At 58.3% G+C, this 18,136-nt stretch carries 9 protein-coding genes; all 9 read right to left on the reverse strand.

Annotated features, from left to right (window positions below; translation table 11 throughout):
- Window positions 1-244: 244 nt before the first annotated feature.
- Entirely contained in the window at window positions 245-1,978 is a 1,734-nt protein-coding gene (locus OIM11_00710; protein ID HJI99669.1) for a putative DNA binding domain-containing protein, read from the reverse strand.
- Between the two features lie 335 nt (window positions 1,979-2,313).
- Window positions 2,314-6,402 carry an RICIN domain-containing protein gene (locus OIM11_00715; protein HJI99670.1) on the reverse strand — a complete coding sequence of 1,363 codons (4,089 nt, stop codon included), beginning with the start codon at window positions 6,400-6,402 and terminating at the stop codon, window positions 2,314-2,316.
- A gap of 164 nt (window positions 6,403-6,566) precedes the next feature.
- Complete coding sequence (locus OIM11_00720) at window positions 6,567-8,945, reverse strand: InlB B-repeat-containing protein (GenBank protein HJI99671.1); 2,379 nt, start codon at window positions 8,943-8,945, stop codon at window positions 6,567-6,569.
- A gap of 24 nt (window positions 8,946-8,969) precedes the next feature.
- Entirely contained in the window at window positions 8,970-10,613 is a 1,644-nt protein-coding gene (locus OIM11_00725; GenBank protein ID HJI99672.1) for a BspA family leucine-rich repeat surface protein, read from the reverse strand.
- 71 nt (window positions 10,614-10,684) lie between these two features.
- Complete coding sequence (locus tag OIM11_00730) at window positions 10,685-12,769, reverse strand: BspA family leucine-rich repeat surface protein (GenBank protein HJI99673.1); 2,085 nt, start codon at window positions 12,767-12,769, stop codon at window positions 10,685-10,687.
- A 117-nt stretch (window positions 12,770-12,886) separates the two neighbouring features.
- Complete coding sequence (locus tag OIM11_00735) at window positions 12,887-13,021, reverse strand: hypothetical protein (GenBank protein HJI99674.1); 135 nt, start codon at window positions 13,019-13,021, stop codon at window positions 12,887-12,889.
- Window positions 13,022-13,319: 298 nt separating this feature from the next.
- Window positions 13,320-14,693: a CAP domain-containing protein gene (locus OIM11_00740; protein ID HJI99675.1), complete on the reverse strand. Its 1,374-nt coding sequence runs from the start codon at window positions 14,691-14,693 to the stop codon at window positions 13,320-13,322.
- Window positions 14,694-14,710: 17 nt separating this feature from the next.
- The gene (locus OIM11_00745; GenBank protein ID HJI99676.1) at window positions 14,711-15,964 is read right to left on the reverse strand and encodes a BspA family leucine-rich repeat surface protein; all 1,254 of its coding nucleotides are present in this window, start codon (window positions 15,962-15,964) and stop codon (window positions 14,711-14,713) included.
- 16 nt (window positions 15,965-15,980) lie between these two features.
- The gene (locus OIM11_00750) at window positions 15,981-17,933 is read right to left on the reverse strand and encodes a CAP domain-containing protein (GenBank protein HJI99677.1); all 1,953 of its coding nucleotides are present in this window, start codon (window positions 17,931-17,933) and stop codon (window positions 15,981-15,983) included.
- Window positions 17,934-18,136: the final 203 nt, after the last annotated feature.

Genomic DNA, 18,136 nt, shown 5'->3' on the forward strand with positions numbered 1-18,136 from the left:
TGACGAGAGCGTGCGGTTGTGGCACAAAGCGCGTACCACAACCGCAATTCTCTGCCAGAGAGCCAGACGGCCAGGCCGTGCGCAAACGATGCATCGACAGGGCCTCGGGCGGATTATGGGATAAGCGCCTTTATCTCTCTAGCAACTCTCTAAGCACTCTCTAACTACTCTCTAATTAGAGAGAAACCTAGAGAGTAGATAGAGAGTTTTGGAGAGATAAATAGAGAGCATCCGCTAATTCCGCCTACTTGCCTTCAAGAAACTCTCGGCCGTTTTCTGCAAGTACGTATTTTCTCGATCGGTTGGTCGTGGGAGCTGTAGGCGCTACGAGTCCATCAGATACGAGCGCTGCCATCTGAGCACGCAACGTTGATATCTTTCGCTGGGTTAACTCGGCAATCTCTCGAATGCCTATAGGATCCGAGGCTTTTGCCAGGACATTCAATATCGCGTCTCTTGCAGGCATCCTCTCTGCCTCAGCGCCCATAGAGTCTAAATCTGCAACGGCAAACGTGTCCTTAGGACCCTCTGCAACTAAACCATCGGCAACCAATCGTGCGCATATCTGGCGTATGTCATCGGAATCATAACCAAGATGTTCATGCAGCTGCTGTGTCGACACGCTCTTTGCTCGTCGAAGCTCCAAGAGCACCGCGTCTTCTTTTCTGGTGGTGTCTCTATCAGAAAACGTTTTCAGCCATTCCTTGTTTTTGACAAGCTCTGCTCCGCCTCGTTGTAAAACTACCTTGAAATAGTCAACGCCCACATCAAAATGCGGCTCATCTAGGGCTTTCGAGCGCATCAGACGATACATCAGCGGAATACCAGAGCCCTGGCCTTCCACTGGAGATCCATCGCGTGGACTCTGTATTCTCGAAACGAGTTTCATCAAAGTCGGATTTCTGCAGCGCGACTGACCATCGGCGAGGTTGTCGACCGTCTTTCCGCCCCACAAGCCACCAGGGTTCACAATCTCGATACGGTCGGCGTATATATCGACTGACACAGACTGCCCTATAAACTGCCTATCGTATTCCCGATGGACAAGGGCATTTGCAATTGCCTCGCGCAAAACCTCCAAGGGCACTTCGAGCTCGTCTCTTCTTCCAGATCCTTCAATGTACGAAAAGGTGCGAAGATTCTTTGCAATGGCTTGCAGTGCTGAATCAACCATCTCCGCTGTCGTTCCTTCGCAAATTACTCTATCTAAGAACCTCGGTTCATATGGATCTGACTTTTCGATTCCCGGATGCACCGCAATATCCACCACAAGTTTTGGATAAAACTGCTGTGGGTAAAACCCTAGGCTCAAAAGACCAGCAAGGGCAACCTCGCCCTGCGGAGTCAAAGCGCTTAAGCGCCTGAGGGCATCCTGTTGAGATGTTGTTCCTCGCACAGCCTTTGAATCTCGTTCTTTCTCACTGTCTATCAACGCCTTGACAAGACTGCCATCAAGATCATTTAAAGTTGCACCTTCCACCGCGCCTCTATCGGCCTCGGAGGGCTCGAGCATGTGCTGCAGCTCGTACAACTCGGTGGCAGAGAGCTTTATATCCTTATCATCGACACGCTTATATGAGCCATTTGTAATTCCTTTAGAAGATACGTAGCACGGCTTGAAGCGATTTTCTACTTCGTCAATATCGATAACGAGGATCTGGCCATTCTCAAAGTCCATACGCGAAACGCTATATTGAGGAGGATTGTCGACCTTTCGTCCCTTGTTTCCTCCGTCGCCCATCCCCTCAACAAACTGATCAAGGACTTTTTCCAACGGGAAAGGCTTCGCAAGTGAAAACCCGTCTTCCTCATTAATTCCAAGCAAAAGGGTCCCACCGCTTGTATTGCCAAATGCGCTTACAGAATCCCATACATCTTTCGAAAGCGCTTTTTTGCACGCCTTGGCTTCATAGTGAGCGTCATCTTTTCCCTGCTTTCGCAATCGAGCGATGACCTTGCCTAATTCGTTTGGAGTCATATGCTTCTCGTCCCTATGATTGTTTACTCTCTGCCTATCTCTCTAAGTACTCTCTATTTTACTCTCTAATTAGAGAGAAACCTAGAGAGTAGATAGAGAGATAGGCAGAGAGACGAGATTTCTCGACTCCGCTTTGCTTCGCTCGAAATGGGACAAATGACCTGTCCATTTGTCCTATGCAGACCCACGCGAGGATTGCATGCGAGCGATTTGATGCCACGTAGACCCACGATGCGGGTCTGTGCGAGAGCGTCTTGGGAGAACCTGGCAAAACGAAACGGCCCAGACTCATTTCTGGGTCTGGGCCGTCAATTGCGGGGAGTACGATGGGAGCATCAGCTTCCGGATTGATTCGAGCTGCCGTCCCAAACGTACACGATTGCGTAATACCACACTCCGTGATTGTTGTAGCACGCGACTCCTACACCATATGCAGAATCGCACTGCATCATCTTGCGGTGACCCGTGGAATGAATCCAGCCATCGACTACCTCCTGGGCGGGGGCATCCCAACCTGTGAACTGGAGAATATCCGACCATATGTGTAGCTTGTTTGGATCTTTATCATCCCTTATTGCCGGGCAGGTTTCGCCAGTATGAGGATTAGTCGTTGCCCTTAGCCCTGTCCACCATTCATCCGCATGCTTCAAAGCACAGGTGTTAGTCGCCGCATTGTACTTCACGGTATCCATTGCACGTGCTGCGCAGCTATCCCACCAGGGAATCTGTTTAAGGCCCTTGCTCGCGCGGTATTTGTTGTACGCATTATAGATCTCTTTGGCTTTGACCTCAGGCGATTGCGACGGTTGCGGCGCCTTATATGGTGCCTGCTGCTTGATGACCCAGCTTTGGGCCTTTGTGTCATTGAGCGTCCACTGGTGCAGCTTCGTCCCATTTGTGGTCGCACCTCCGGTAAGGTCAAGCGCCATGCCCGAGTTGGAGTTCACGAAGATACAGCCGCCGTAAATCGAGCGCTTTGCATACCACCTCTGCGCATGCGTGTCATTCTTATCGTGCTGAGCAACGGGTGCACCCTCCGTTTTGCTGCCACTCGGAATCTCAAGGCGCTTGCCGGAATTCACGTTCTCAATCCAATATGCACCGTTTCCGGCACCCGTGGGCGTGATGCGGAACACCTGCGCGTTCGACTGGGTATTCCACCACACCTGGGCGACCTCGCCATTTGCAGTGCTTGCGTTGGGAATGTCTATATAGCTTTTACTTGATTCCGCTTGGTTACTAATAAGATACGTGCTGTCGCTGATGTCGTACGCTGCGCGGTTCATCACGCTGTAGCCGCTCACGGCCTCGAGCGTCCAGGATTGGGCAGCTGTATCGTTCTTTGTCCAGGAGTGAACGTTCTGCCCATCCTTGCAGATTTCCGTATCGACATCGAGAGTCCTGCCCGCCTTGTTTACAAGCACATAGCCGCCGTACATCGACCTCTCGAAGCGCCACAGCTGCGCGTCGGTGCCGTTGCATACGTACTGCTGCACGTTGGCGCCATCGGCCGTACTTCCAGCCGCCACGTCAAGGCAAAGCGCCGAGTACGCGCCCGTGATGCGATAGTAGTCACCCGAGACGCGGCACACATGCCATACGCACGCGGAAGTGTTGTCGTTCTTGAAAAGCTGCACGTTTCCGCCATTTGTGGTGGCGTTGCTGTACACGTTCAGGTATTTGTCGGCGCTTCCTGCTTGGGTACGCAGGCGATAGTAGCCGTCAGCCGGCATGACGTTGGAGCGCGTGAAGGTCGTCTTGTTTAGAACCCACGCCTGCCCGCGTACATTGCTCTTTGCCGCTCCCTTGACGTTCGCGCTGTTGGCGTTCGAGTCCACTGCGAGCATAAGTCCCGTTCCCTTGTTCTCGAACACGATTGACCCGTCGTTAAAGCTCGATTTGTAGGGTTTCCAGAGCTGGTACGGATTGTTCGCGCCATGGTTCCATTGCTGCACGTTCTTGGATGACTTGTCCATGTCCATCACGAGCATGGAGTTGCCATTGGCAATGCGATAGTAGCCATCCGAAACCTTCTCTATGTACCACACCTGCGCGGCGGCATTGTTGGGCTCCCATAGCTGCACGTTTCCGCCGCACTTAGTATCGGACTTCGACATATCAAGGTTCTTGCGATTGGAAGACGTGGTCGAAAGGCTGCTGTATATGGTGTAATAGCCTGTCGCGATGGAAGCTGGTTTGAGTCCGTTTGAAGCCGTGACGCTCTGCTTGGGCTCGGAGGTTGCCACGAGGGAAACGTTGCCGGCGGGCATGGAGAAACTGTAGGTCGAGTTCGAAGAGGAAAGCGAACCGTTCCAGCCCGCAAAGTCATTACCGGTTTTCACAGTCGCAGACACGGAGGTGCTTGCGCCATACTGCACGGAACCGCCGCCGGTCGTGCTCGTAATGCCATCATCTTTCGTGACCGTCACCTGGTAGCTATTGCGCGTGTAGTAGTAATCCACCTTCGTGCTGCCATCGGATTTTACGGTCACCGTCCTTGCAGCAGGCGCCGTGAACCCTGCGTACTGCTGGACCTCGGGCGTCACGGAAGTTCCCACCTCGGCGCTGAGGGATTCCGTTTCGGCGCGAGTGTAGTTGGTGGCGTTCTGCGCGGAGCCCGCCTTTAGCTTCTGCTGCCAGTGATTCACGGTGTACTTTGCCGTGGTGACAGCGGGTGTCGGTGGCTCTTGGATGATGACCTCTTCGGTGGGATAGATTACCTCCTTCTCCACATCCGGCGTCGAAGGCGTGGGATCCGGCGTCGGGGTTGGCGTGGGAGTGGGGTCCGGCGTGGGCGTCGGGGTCGGAGTCGGCGTGGGATCCGGGGTTGGGGTCGGCGTCGGGGTTGGGGTGGGTGACTCCGGATTGCTTGGGCTTGACGGTTCGTCACCAGAATTGCCCCAGTCCTCATTACCCCATGCGTTCGGGTTCACGCCGTACCAGCCGATCCCCTCGTCCTGCCAGCCCAGCGACAGCAGGGTCTGGAACTCTCCCCAGTCGGTCGTGTAGTGGTGGTTGTTGGCGAAGGCGTTGGGGTTGTAGGCGCGGTACAGGGGTACGGCCTGGTTGGCATCGGAGTACCAGCCGCCCTCCTCCCAGGTCCAGCCGGCCCCCACGAGCATGTCGCGCTCCTCGGGCGAGGTCGTGTAGTGGTGCTCGCCGGCGAAGGAGTTGTAGAGGCGGTAGACCTGCACGCCCTCGGTCGGGGCGGTCCATCCCTCACCCTCGTCGTCCCAGCCGGCGTCTATGACGGCCTGGCGCTCCACGGGAGAGGCGGTGTAGAAGTGCTCGCCGGAGTTGGGGTTGTAGAGACGGTACATCGCCTGGGTGCCGACGGGCTCTGCAGTGCCGGGCTCGTCGTCGGCCGACTCCTCCTTCAGGTAGGTGTCGGCGATTGACTTGCGCTGCGCGGATACCTGCTCGGAGGTGAACCACGCGCCGACAACCTTGGAGTACCAGTCAGCGCGCCCGTTCACGGTGTCGGTCGGGAGCTCAATGTTTACCAGCGTCTTGGGACCGACCTTGACGCTGGAGAGCGAGGTGCAGTCATAGAACATCTCATCCGCGATCATCACGTTTGACGTGTCAAAAGACGACAGGTCTAGGGAAGCGAGTGAGGAGCAGCCTCCAAACATCCCCCTCATAGCCTCCACACTCGACGTGTCAAGAGACGACAGGTCGAGGGAGGCAAGCGAAGAGCAACCGGAAAACATGTAACTCATCTCGTCCACGCTCGAGGTATCCAGACCCGACAGGTTCAAAGAAACTAGCGACGAACAGCCATAGAACATGTCGCGCGTCCACGTCACGCTCGAGGTGTCCAGGCCCGACAGGTTCAAAGAAACTAGCGACGAGCAGCCGCCAAACGTACCGTGCATACCTGTCACGTTCGACGTGTCGAGAGGAGAGAGATCGAGGGATGTGAGCGAAGAGCAGTAAGCGAACATGCCGCTCATATCCGTCACGTTCGATGTGTCGAGGGGAGAGAGGTCGAGGGATGTGAGCGACTCGCATTGTTGAAACATGTCACCCATATCCGTGGTTTGTGATGTGTCCAGGCCGGAAAGGTCGATGCTGCTGACCTTGCTACCGTAAACACTCAACAAGGAGCCACAGTCGGCCGGAGCGATGACCTTGCCACCGTTCTCAGCCTTGAAGATCACCTTGGTGATCTCTGTCACGTAGTCTCCCCACGGCGACTCATAGTTCGTGTCCGCGCCTTCACCCGGATGCACGGTGAGGACGCCGTCGGCCGAGATCTCCCAGGGGCAGGTCCCCCACGTGCCCGATGCGATGTTCTCGCCGGCCTGGGCGGCAAGCGGCGCGTCGGCGTCGGGCTGCGCCACGGGCGCGGCGAACGACGTCGCCGGCAGCATGGCGAGCGCCAGCGCGACGCTGAAGAGGATAGACAGTGGCTTTCTCATGTGGTGCTTCCTTTCAATCCGGTCAGAGAGATTTCTCGACTCCGCTTCGCTCCGCTCGAAATGACAGGGGTCATCTCCCGCTGTCATTTCGACTGGAGTCGCCGATAGGCGGCGTAATGGAGGAATCTCGCCATTTTGCTCCGAATGACAATGCGTCATACCCCCTAGTTGCACGGGGTTCCCGGCTCGGCGGTGCCGTCGTAGATGTACTTCGCGGTGGGAGGCGTCGACGTGTTGCCGTCGATCTGGCCCGAGGCGACCATGGCGTTCACCTGCTCGCGAGTCAGCTTGAGCGAGTCGGGGAGCGCATCAAAATCGGCATCTTGATACCAAGCCCTTTTCGTGTAGTAGTGAACCGCGTGCCAATAGTCCCCATCACTCTTATACCGGTAGGTAACGCTCGTCGTATGGGTGTTGCCATTCCGGTCCGTGTAGGTGACGTCATGCAGGATTATGTCGGCATTTGGATGATCGGCGAACTTCGTGCCGACCTCGACCCTTTCCCGATCGTTCACGTACCTTCCGTCAACCCACGCATCGGATGCATAGTCAACATAGCCGTCATACGCGTAAGTGGCATAGCCGATGGTCGTGCCACCTCCAAGAAGCCCCTCATAGGCGATCTGAATCCATGCTCCATCACCCACAACGCTGGACACAGCCTCCCGAGAAAGCTTCGCAAGCGCAGTTTCGGCGAATTCATCGGACTTATCTGCATATTCGAGGCGCTTTGCCTTGAGGGTCGGCATCGAGAGGTTCGTGCCATAACCCTGGTCGGTGCCATCGAACCTGAATGTCTTCTCGACGAACTTGGTATAAATGGGATATGTCGATCCCTCGCCGGCACCGCCATAGGTATGCGTCTCACCGTTATAAGTTATGTCGACGTTATAGTGATATGTGCCGCCTTTGACCTCACAGTCCGGCTGCAGCCTCTCGGCAACGGAACCAATCATGCCAGGATAGCTCAGGGAGTCGAGCACGAATCCGTATGCCGAGCTTATGAAGAGAGCGTCACCCTTTTCATACATGCCCTCGATGTGCTTGTTTAAGCTGAGTTCGTAATACGGTGATGCGGCCAGACATGGATAGGCAGACTCGCTCGGCTTGCTCGTATCTCGCACACTCTTGGGATACAGAGCAATATCACGCAAGCCGCTCTGAACTGCGTTGAGCTTATCAAAGAATCCCGTCTGTCCCGCAGCGTAGGTGCGTATGAGGTAGTCCTGTCTGTCCTCAAGAGTGGAGCAGGTCACCGTGACGCCCGTATCATAGTTGGTGCCATCGCTAGAACTATAACCATAGTCGGTCTCATGATAGGAGTAGCCGATGTTGGCCTTGAGTTCGAGGGAGCCACCGTCGGTGTTACATTCGTAGTTGTAGAACAAGTACCCCTTGTTGGCGATGCGCTTCGTCTCCGCGTTGGTGTAGACGACGTCACCATAGCTCCAGGGCACCGGTTTGATAGTTGAAGTTTCGTCGTTCTCAAGATACTTGCTGCTCTTGTCCACGAGCTGGAAGCTGTAGGGATCGGGGTTGTCGGTTTCAACGAAGAACATGTTGTTAAAAGACCCATTGACCGGTTTGATGCTGTAGGAGTACTTCTTGACATTCGCTACAGTCTGCTTGATTTTGCCATCTTCCGTAAGCTCCCAGTGCGCATACAGGGTGATGTCAGAGTCTACCTCAGAATAATAGTCGTACTCTGTTCCTCCTGTAGGGGAGGTGTACCAGCCGACACAGTAGTAATCGTCACGTGTGGCTGTCGGTGTCCAACGGAGATAGTCGCCTTTTTCCACACTCTTGGTCGCAAATTCTACGGTACCACCGTTGCCATCGAAGGTGACGGTGTATTTGGTTGCGGATGGGACCGAAGGATCCGGAGTGTCAGGCGTATCCGGTGTGCTGGGTACATCTGGGACACTCGGTGTGTCCGGCATGCTGGGTACGTCAGGGGTACCGGGGTCATATGGATCGTCTGGCGTGTTGGGGTAATCCGGAACATCCGGATCCTCGGGGACAAACGCGTCTGGATCCACGCCGTACCAGCCGATTCCCTCGTCCTGCCAGCCGAGGGAGAGCAGGAACTGGAACTCTCCCCAGTCGGTCGTGTAGTGATGGTTATTGGCGAAGGCGTTGGGGTTGTAGGCGCGGTACAGGGGTACGGCCTGCGAGTAGTCTGAGCACCAACCGCCCTCCTCCCAGGTCCAGCCGACGGAGACCAGCATGTCTCGCTCCTCGGCGCTCGTGGTGTAGTGGTGCTCGCCGGCGAAGGAATTGTAGAGTCGGTAGACCTGCACGCCCTCAATCGGGGCGGTCCAGCCCTCACCCTCGTCGTCCCAGCCAGCATCGATGACGGCCTGGCGTTCCACGAGAGAGGCGGTGTAGAAGTGCTCGCCGCTATTGGGGTTGTAGAGGCGGTACATGGTGGCCGTGTCGGCCGCCTGGGCGGTCAGCGCCAGAGCGCATGCCGTCGCCAGGGCGACGAGCGCCCCGCAAACCATGGCCCCGAGGCCGCGACTAAGTCCAATGGTGTGGTTCATGTCAGGTCACTCCTCTTTCTTGCCCTATTTCACTCCATGCCAGCCGATCCCCTCGTCCTGCCAGCCCAGAGACAGCAGCGTCTCGAACTCGCCGCGGTCGGTGGTGTAGTGGTGGTTGTTGGCGTAGGCGTTGGGGTTGTAGGCGCGGTACAGGGGAACGGCCTCTGCCGGGTCGGAGAACCAGCCGCCATCCTCCCAGGTCCAGCCCACGCTGACGAGCATGTCGCGCTCCTCTGCGGAGGTGGTGTAGTGGTGCTCGCCGGCGAAGGAGTTGTACAGGCGGTACACCTGGATTCCTTGCGTCGGCGCCGTCCAGCCGATGCCCTCGTCGTTCCAGCCCGCGGCGATGACCGCGTCGCGCTCCACGGTCGAAGCCGTGTAGAAGTGCTCGCCGCTATTCGGGTTGTACAGGCGGTACATGGCCTGGGTGCCCACCTGCTCGGGATTCGTCGTGCCCTCGATCGTCAGCTTGGCCGTAGCCGTGCCGTTAGCGGAGACGACGCCGACCGTGTGCTCGCCCGCGGAAAGCGTGGAGAGGTACTCGGGCTTGAGCTCTATGACCGTGGAGCCCTCGCGTGCAGTGTAGTTCGCCGGGTCGAGCGTGGTTCCGTCGACCTCGACGCGGATCAGCAGGTAGAACGCGGCGTCTGACCTGATGAGCGCGGCCTTGCCGTCGCCGCTCTTCCACACGATGCCGGCACCTTCGACGATCTTGGGGGCGGGCGCCGCGCTGTCGAACCTCACGTAGGTGTCGGCGACGTCCTTGCGTTGCGTGGAGATCTGCGCGGAGGTGAACCACGCACCGGCGGCCTTGGAGTACCAGTCGGCGTCGAAGGGAAGATCAAGGTTGGCCAGGGTCTTGGAGCCGACCTTCACGCTTGCCAGCGAGGCACATTCGTAGAATACGTCACCCATTTTCGTCCCATCCATGTTCGACGTGTCGATAGAAGACAAGTCGAGAGAGGTGAGTGAGGAACAGCCAGTAAACATTTGGCCCATGTCTCCCGCATTCCTCATATCGAAGGAGGACAGGTCCAAGGACTCGAGTGAGGAGCAGGCACCGAACATCATGCCCACGTGCATCACGCTTGAGGTGTCAAAGGAAGATAGATCGACGGAAGTCAATGAGGAGCAAAGACAGAACATCATGCCCATGTACTCCACGTTCGACGTGTCGAAGGAGGATAGGTCCAGGGAGGTCAACGATTCGCAGCGGTAAAACATCATGTTCATGTTCGTTACGTTCGACGTGTCGAGAGGAGAGACATCGAGAGAAGTGAGATCGTTGCAGTACTGGAACATGACACCCATATCCGTGGTGCGGGACGTGTCCAGACCGGAAAGGTCGATACTGCTGACCTTGCTGCCGGTAACGCCCACCAAGGAGCTGCAGTCGGCCGGGGCGATGACCTTGCCACCGTTCTCGGCCTTGAAGACCACCTTGATGACATCCTCCTTGTACTCTTCCCACGGCGACGCGCCGTTCGTGTCCGCACCCGTACCCGGATGCACGGTGAGGACGCCGTCGGCCGAGATCTCCCAGGGGCAGGTCCCCCAGGTGCCGCTCGCGGTGGTTGCCTGGGCAGCCACGGGCGCGGCGAAGGCCGTCGCCGGCAGCATGGCTAAGGTCAGCGCGGTGCTGAAGAGTACGGACAGTGTCTTTCTCATGTGGTGCTCCTTACAGTCTGGATGGCGAGATTTCTCGACTCCGCTTCGCTTCGCTCGAAATGACAGGGGGGTCAGTTCACGCCGTGCCAGCCGATTCCCTCGTCCTGCCAGCCGAGGCCGAGCAGGGTGACGAACTCTCCCCGGTCGGTGGTGTAGTGGTGGTTGTTGGCGTAGGCGTTGGGGTTGTAGGCGCGGTACAAGGGGACGGATTCGTCGGGATCCGAGAACCAGCCGCCCTCCTCCCAGGTCCAGCCCACGCCCACGAGCATGTCTCGCTCCTCGGCGCTCGTGGTGTAGTGGTGCTCGCCGGCATAGGAGTTGTAGAGGCGGTAGACCTGGATGCCCTCGGTGGGCGCCGTCCAGCCGATGCCCTCGTCGTTCCAGCCCGCGGCGATCACGCTGTCTCGCTCGATCGTGCTTGCCGTGTAGAAGTGCTCGCCTGAGTTGGGGTTGTACAGGCGGTACATGGCCTGGGTGCCCACGGGCTCGGGGTCAGCAGTGCCGGGCTCGTCGGGCTTGGGGTCGGTCGTGCCTGGATCTGTAGTACCCGGATCATCCGGCTTGGGCTGCGCCACCTCGACTGCGGCCATGGCCGTGCCACCATCGGAATAGCGCGCGACGATCTCATGCTTGCCCACTCCCAGGCCGACGGCCTCGGTGGCGGGTATCTTGATGATGGTGGAACCCGACTTCGCCGTGTACTTGCCCTCGGCGATGACCTTGCCGTCGATGACAAGCTCGACAAAGAGGTCGAAGGGCCCATCAAAGCGAATGGTGATGGTGGCACCGGGTGCGACGGGAACCTCGGGGAGCTCGATGGGTTTGTAGCTAGATGCCGTCTTCAGATAAGTGTCGGCAACTGCCTTGCGATCTGCGGAAATCTGTGCAGAGGTGAACCACTTTCCGGCGGCCTTGGAGTACCAATCGGCATGTCCCATCACAGCCTCTGTGGGGAGCGCGAGCTTGGCCAAAGTCTTGGGACCGACCTTCACGCTGGCAAGCGCGGTGCACTTTCCGAACGCCTCGTCCGCCTTCTCCACCTTCGAGGTGTCGAAGCCCGAGATGTCGAGGGAGACGAGCGAGGTGCAGCCTTGAAACAGCGCTCCCATGCGCGTGACATTCGATGTGTCGAAGTTCGAAAGGTCAAGAGAGGTGAGGGCACTGCATCCGATAAACATGCCCTCAGAATCAGTGTTTGTGTAATAGTTGCCCATGTTCGTCACCTGGGATGTATCGAAATTCGAAACGTCCAGGGAGGCAAGGGATTTGCAGTAGGCGAACATGCCCGCCATGTCCGTGACCTTGGACGTGTCAAAGTTCGATACGTCGAGAGAAGCAAGGGCATTGCAGCCGCTGAACATGACCGCCATATCCGTGACGTTCGAAGTATCGAAACCCGAGACATCCAGAGTCGTTGCCCCGAAATTCATGAACATGCCGTTCATCGTCGTGACCTTGGACGTGTCGAAGCTCGAAAGGTCAAGGGTAGTGTCACCGCAAGACCGGAACATCCCGGCCATGCTCGTCACGTTCGAGGTGTCGAAGCCGGAAAGGTCAAGATTGAGGCTTGAGGAGGCATCGCCGCAGTGCATGAACATGCTGGTCATGCTCGTGGCCTTCGATGTATCGAACATCGAGACATCAAGAGACTTGAGTTCGGGGCAGTTGAAGAACATGGAGCCCATATTCGTCACGTTCGAGGTATCGAAGCCGGTGAGATTTACCGACTCGAGACCGTCGCAATTCTGAAGCAAACAGTTCATGTTCGTCACGTTCGAAGTGTCGAGGCCCGAGAAGTCTATGCTCGCCAATTCATGCATACCCCAGAAAAGAAAGCTGCAGTCAGTCGGCGCAGTGACCTTTTTGCCGTTCTCGGCCTTGAAGATCGCCTTTGTGATGTCTCCGGCATGGGCATTCCACGGCGAGGTGCCACCCGTGTCCGCACCCGTACCCGTGCCCGGATGCACGGTGAGGGTGCCATCGGCCGAGATCTCCCAGGGGCAGGTGCCCCAAGTACCCTCGGCGATGTTGTCGCCGGCTTGGGCGGCAAGCGGCGCGTCGGCATCGGGCTGAGCCACGGGCGCGGCGAACGCCGATGCCGGCAGCATGGCGAGCGCCAACGCTGCGCTGAAGAAGACGGTCAGTGCTTTTCGCATGTGATGCTTCCTTTCGCTTCGGTCGGAGAGATTTCTCGACTCCGCTCACTTCGTTCGCTTCGCTCGAAATGACAAGGGGGGCGTCCCTTCGCTTCGCTCGAAATGACGAGTGGGGCGCTACGCGCCTCCGGTCGGAATGACAGGCGGAGACTCGGAGGTGACTTCGTAGAGCCGCACCAGGGCAGCCGCGAGCCCCGCGCCGAGCGCGAACACTGCGAGCACCCCTGCAAGCTTCTTCTTCCTCGTACTCACGAAAGCCGTTCCTCCACGTCATAGGCATCTATGACGAAACGTCTACTTGGGTGTTGTCTGTCAGGCAACAGACGGGTGGATGATACGCCCCCCCCCCCCCCCGCGTTTTCAAGAAATGCGCAAGGACGCATCGCCAGACGTGTGACGACGCGGTGGCGGACGGAATATGAGTGGATTGGTAGAGGGTGTCTCGGGACCACATGAAAAACGGCGCAGACCCAATTCTGGATCTGCACCGTAGGTTCTGGGCAAGGGAGGAGAGATTTCTCGACTCCGCTTCGCTCGAAATGACAGGGCGTTACCCCACGCCGTACCAGCCGATGTCCTCGCCGCGCCAGCCAATCGAAATCAGCTGCTCGTGCTCCTCGAGGCTGGTCGTGTAGTTGTGCGAGCCTGAGTTGTTGAAAGGCGCTGTCGGATCGACATTGGGGTTGAACTGGCGATACAACGGCACGCGCTTCTGGTCGTCGGAGTACCACGCGATGCCCTCGGCGTTGTCACCCTCGAGCGTCCAACCGACATCGATGAGATGGTCACGCTCGACGATAGAAGTGGTGTAGTGATGGTCAGTGCCCGAGTACAGGCGGTAGACCGGCGTGTCCGACTCGCTGGGAGCGGTCCAGCCGATGCCCTCGTCGTTCCAACCGGCGGCTATCGTAGCGTCACGCTCGGCAATGCTGGCCGTGTAGAAGTGCTCGCCGGAATTGGGGTTATAGAGGCGGTACATCACCTGAGTGGACTCGGGCTTGGCCTCGACAACCGTCCATTCGTGCGAGAGGGAACGGCCCGAAGGCAGCGTTGCGGTGACCGTCGCCTTGCCCACGGCACGAGCCGTAACGACGCCAGCAGGGTCAACGGTGCAGACGCTCGTGTCCGAGCTTGTCCAGGTCACACAGCTCGGATCGAGGGTGACGTAGTTGTAGCGCCAACGGTCGTTGGTCACGTCATAGTGCATCTCGAAGGTTTCGCCCACCGCAAGCGTCTTGCCCGTGAGATCCTCGTTCTTGTTGAAGCCCTGGTCCGTGCCGCAGACATCGTAGTCGATGTTGATCCGGTGCGACTTCTCGACGGTACCTCCCGTCGTGATCCGAGCCGGCTCCTCACCGCTTAGCGCCTGCTCCCAATAGTAGGTGCCCTGCACGAAGCAGCCGATGCCGATGGACTTGAAATCGGGATTGATGATGTTGAGGTAATGGCCGACCTTGTCGCGGTCGCGCTCGCCCTCTTCGTAGAGCTTGCGCTCGCTATAGAACCAACCCTCCATGACGTCTGCCGCATCGTCATAGCCGATGGCGATGTTCTCTCCCCTGGCCGTGAAGCCCGATGGCGGAAAGGCGGTGAAGCAGTCCGTGCCGTCCGGACGATTGTGGCTGTAGAGCACGGAGAGCTCGGCGACGCGCTGCATGGCGGTCTCGGTCAGCTCGACGTCGAGCTGCAGGGGGTCGAGCCCCAGCGCCGTGCGCTCCTTGTTGACGATGTCGAGAACCGCATGCGCCTCATCGTAGTCCTCCGTGCCGGTCACGGTCACGATCTCGTGAGAGGCGGCGGCATTGTCGGCAGCTTGGGCCTGCGGCACCGCGCCCGTCCATGCCACGGCTGGCATGAAGGCGACGGCCAGCGCGAGGGCCAGGGCCGTGGTCGCAAATCGTTTGGTCAGTGCTTTCGCGTTCATGGGCTTCCTTTCCACCGCTATCCGATGCCGTACCAGGCGGTTCCCTCATCCTGCCAACCCTTGCTGAGCAGGATATCGCGTTCGCCAGCTTCCTTGGTGTAGTGATGGTTGTTCGCGTACTCGTTGGGATTGTAGACGCGGTACAAGGCAACGCGCTGGGCCGGATCGGATCGCCAGCCGATGCCCTCGTCGTTCCAACCGGCGGCGATGAGGCTGTCACGCTCCACGGTGGAAAGCGTGTAGTGATGCTCGCCGGCATTGGAGTTGTAGAGGCGGTAGACCGCTTCGCCAGCCTTGGGTGCCGTCCAACCCGTACCCTCGTCGTTCCAACCCACGCTAATCAGGTGGTCACGCTCGACGGTGCTCGACGTGTAGAAGTGCTCGCCGCTATTGGGATTGTAGAGACGGAACATCACCTCGTAGGTATCCGGGTCGGCAATGGGGGTCGTCACCTTGGTGTAGCTGTCGGTCGTATCATTGCGCTGCGCGGCAAGGTCGGCCGCCGTAAAGGTATAACCGAGCGCAGCGGACAGCCAATTACCGCCGGGAAGCTCGGTCAGCACCTCTTCCTTGGCGCCCTTGAAGCTGAAGCTCGAGCCGAGTCTTACCTCCTTGAGCATCGTGCAATACTCGAACATGCCGCTCATATTTGTCGCACGCCAAGTGTTGAAGCTCGAGAGGTCGAGCGTGGTAAGCGAGGAACATCCGGCGAACATGCCGCTCATGGACGAGACGTTGGCGGTGTTGAAGCCAGCGAGGTTGAGCGATTCGAGCGCGCGGCAGCTGTTGAACATGGAGTCCATGGCCTCCACGCGAACGGTGTTGAGGTCCGTCAGGTCGAGCTGCTTGAGCGCCGTGCAGGAGTAGAACATGTTGGCCATGGACGTGGCATTGGTGCTATCGAGACCGGAAAGGTCCACGGAGGCAAGGTTGGGGCAACGCGAGAAGATGCCAACGAGGCCGCCATTCGCCCTGACGCCAGACTTGACGACGACCGATTTGATCGCATCGCGGTGGGCGAGCCAGGGGGCATCATCGCGCGTATAGTCATCGAGCGTGCCGCTGGCACCATCTGCGGGCGCGATAACGAGCGCACCAGCAGCGTCAATCGTCCAGGAACAGGTGTTGCTCGTGCCGCTTGCGATATCCGCCGCCCGTGCCGGACTGGCCAGGGCGACAGCCGGCACGAGGGCAAGGGCCAACACGAGGGCCAGGGCCGTGGTCGCGAATCGTCTCATCATGGAAGCCACAAGCATCGTTTCCTTTCGCACGCTCTTCTCGTCCCCCTTACTTCCCGAGGCCATACCAGCCGACTTGCTCGTCTCGCCAGCCGATGCCCAGCAAGATATCACGCTCGCCGGCCTCTGTCGTGTAGTGGTGGTTATTGGCGTAGGCATTGGGATTGTAAAGGCGATACAACGGAGTCTTGCCGCCGGTCTGCCAACCGATGCCCTCGTCGTTCCAGCCCGCGGCAACGAGGGCATCACGCTCGCCAGCACTCGGCGTGTAGTGATGCTCGCCGGCATAGGGATTGTAGAGGCGGTAAACCGGCTCGCCTATCGTGGGAGCCGTCCAGCCCGTGCCCTCGTCGTTCCAGCCGACGTCGATGAGATGCCAGCGCTCCTCATCGCTTGCGGTGTAGAAGTGCTCGCCGCTATTGGGATTGTAGAGGCGATACATCACCTGACCGGGATCGTCGGGGTCAGGCTCGCTCGATCCGGGAGCAAGCTCCTCGGTGATCTCGAAAGTCGTGCCCATCGAGCCAGTATGGTTGCCCATGCCGGTGACGGTGATGGTGTGATTGCCGATGCTTCGCATGTCGCCGGGATAGGTCACGTAGTAATCCGCGTTCTCGGTAAGAACGCGATCGCCGCTCTTGACGGTGATGTCCGGCCATTTGTCCTGGCCATTGTAGGCATAGCGGGTTTGGCTCAGTTCGACGGCCGTGATGGATGCCGGCACGATCGTGAACCTAAGCTCCTTCACGCCCGAGTACTTGCCGATGCCCGTGATCTTCATGCTCGCCATGCCGACGTTCACGTTGTAGCTGTAGCTCACGGTGTAGTCGGTGCCCCGGACGAGCGTCTTGCCGTTGGAGGTCACGGTCGGATTCGGCTCGATGGGACTACCCGTGTAGGTCTGGTTGGGAATGTCGGGGACGGGGATGGTGGCCACCGACTCGCTCACCGTCCACTGGTGGGTGAGCTGCCTGCCCGAACCAAGGCGCGCGGTGATCGTAGCCGTCCCGGCACCAACGCCTTTGACGGTGCCATCCTTGCTGACCGTGCAGACGCCCGTGTTCGAGCTCGTCCACGTGGCGCTGCTGGGGTCGACAATGCCGTAGACCCGAGAAAAACCCGCGTTGTATATGCAGTAGCTCATCTTGTAGATGGAACCGACGTTCAGCACCTTCATATTGTCAAGATTCGTGTCCAAGTTAAAGCCCTGGTTAGTGCCGCAGGTCTGGTAATTGATATTGACGTTGCGCGTGTTGTTCACGTCGTTTGTCTTGACGTTGCCTTCGGGAGTCGCGTTGCTAAACTCCTGGGTCCAGGAAAACAATCCCCCTTGGGTGAAGCAACCGATGCCAATGGACTTAAAATCGGGATTTATGATGTTGAGGTAATGACCAACCGCATTGAAGAATTCCGGCGCCCTTTGATAAAGCTCATAGGCCGACATGTTCTGCCAGCCGGAAGGCAGGGCCTTTCCGTTATACGAATTGGTATTGAGAGAGGCATTCCAGATATCGCGTTCGCTATCAAACCAATCCTTCATAACATCCGCAGCACTCTTCTGACCCATGGCGATGTTCTCGCCATAATAGTCCTGTCTGTCGGCGGGAATGGCGGTGGAGCTGCTTGACCCATCCGGTCGCGTATGGCTGTAGAAAATCGCAAGCTCGGTCGCACGCTGCATGGCGGCATCCATCATCTTCTCGTCGAACTTGAGCTCGGAGCGACCCAGGGCCGCGCGCTCCTTGTTCACGATGGCAAGCACCTCGCGGGCTTTTGAGTAGTACTCCACGCCAGCAACCTTCACCGCCTCGTCAGCAGCGGCCTGTGCCGTCAGCCCCGCATCGACATCGTCGCCTGGCTCGGCGACAGCGGCCGCAACGAGCGGCGCGACCTCGGTCGACTCATCTGCTGCCGCCTGCGAAGCGGGTGCCAGCCATACCGTGGCCGGCATGAGTCCTACCGCCAAGGCAAGCGCCAGGGCAACATATGCGAATCGCTTCATCGTAGCGCTCATTGCCATCGTTTCCCTTCATTCTCTCTTCGTCATTTCGACCGGAGGGGCCGCAGCCCCTGCTGTCATTTCGACCGGAGGAGTGTGACGCCTCCTGTTGTCATTTCGACCGGAGGCGCGTAGCGCCGGAGTGGAGAAATCTCATGAGAGAGATTTCTCGACTACGCTCACTTCGTTCGCTCCGCTCGAAATGA

This window comes from Coriobacteriaceae bacterium (genome assembly GCA_025992705.1).
Lineage (GTDB): Bacteria > Actinomycetota > Coriobacteriia > Coriobacteriales > QAMH01 > QAMH01.

What these genes read in the sequence shown, in the direction of transcription:
- OIM11_00710 (HJI99669.1), bottom strand. Translation starts at nt 1,978, where the DNA reads ATGACTCCAAACGAATTAGGCAAGGTCATCGCTCGATTGCGAAAGCAG.
- OIM11_00715 (HJI99670.1), bottom strand. Translation starts at nt 6,402, where the DNA reads ATGAGAAAGCCACTGTCTATCCTCTTCAGCGTCGCGCTGGCGCTCGCC.
- OIM11_00720 (HJI99671.1), bottom strand. Translation starts at nt 8,945, where the DNA reads ATGAACCACACCATTGGACTTAGTCGCGGCCTCGGGGCCATGGTTTGC.
- OIM11_00725 (HJI99672.1), bottom strand. Translation starts at nt 10,613, where the DNA reads ATGAGAAAGACACTGTCCGTACTCTTCAGCACCGCGCTGACCTTAGCC.
- OIM11_00730 (HJI99673.1), bottom strand. Translation starts at nt 12,769, where the DNA reads ATGCGAAAAGCACTGACCGTCTTCTTCAGCGCAGCGTTGGCGCTCGCC.
- OIM11_00740 (HJI99675.1), bottom strand. Translation starts at nt 14,693, where the DNA reads ATGAACGCGAAAGCACTGACCAAACGATTTGCGACCACGGCCCTGGCC.
- OIM11_00750 (HJI99677.1), bottom strand. Translation starts at nt 17,933, where the DNA reads ATGAAGCGATTCGCATATGTTGCCCTGGCGCTTGCCTTGGCGGTAGGA.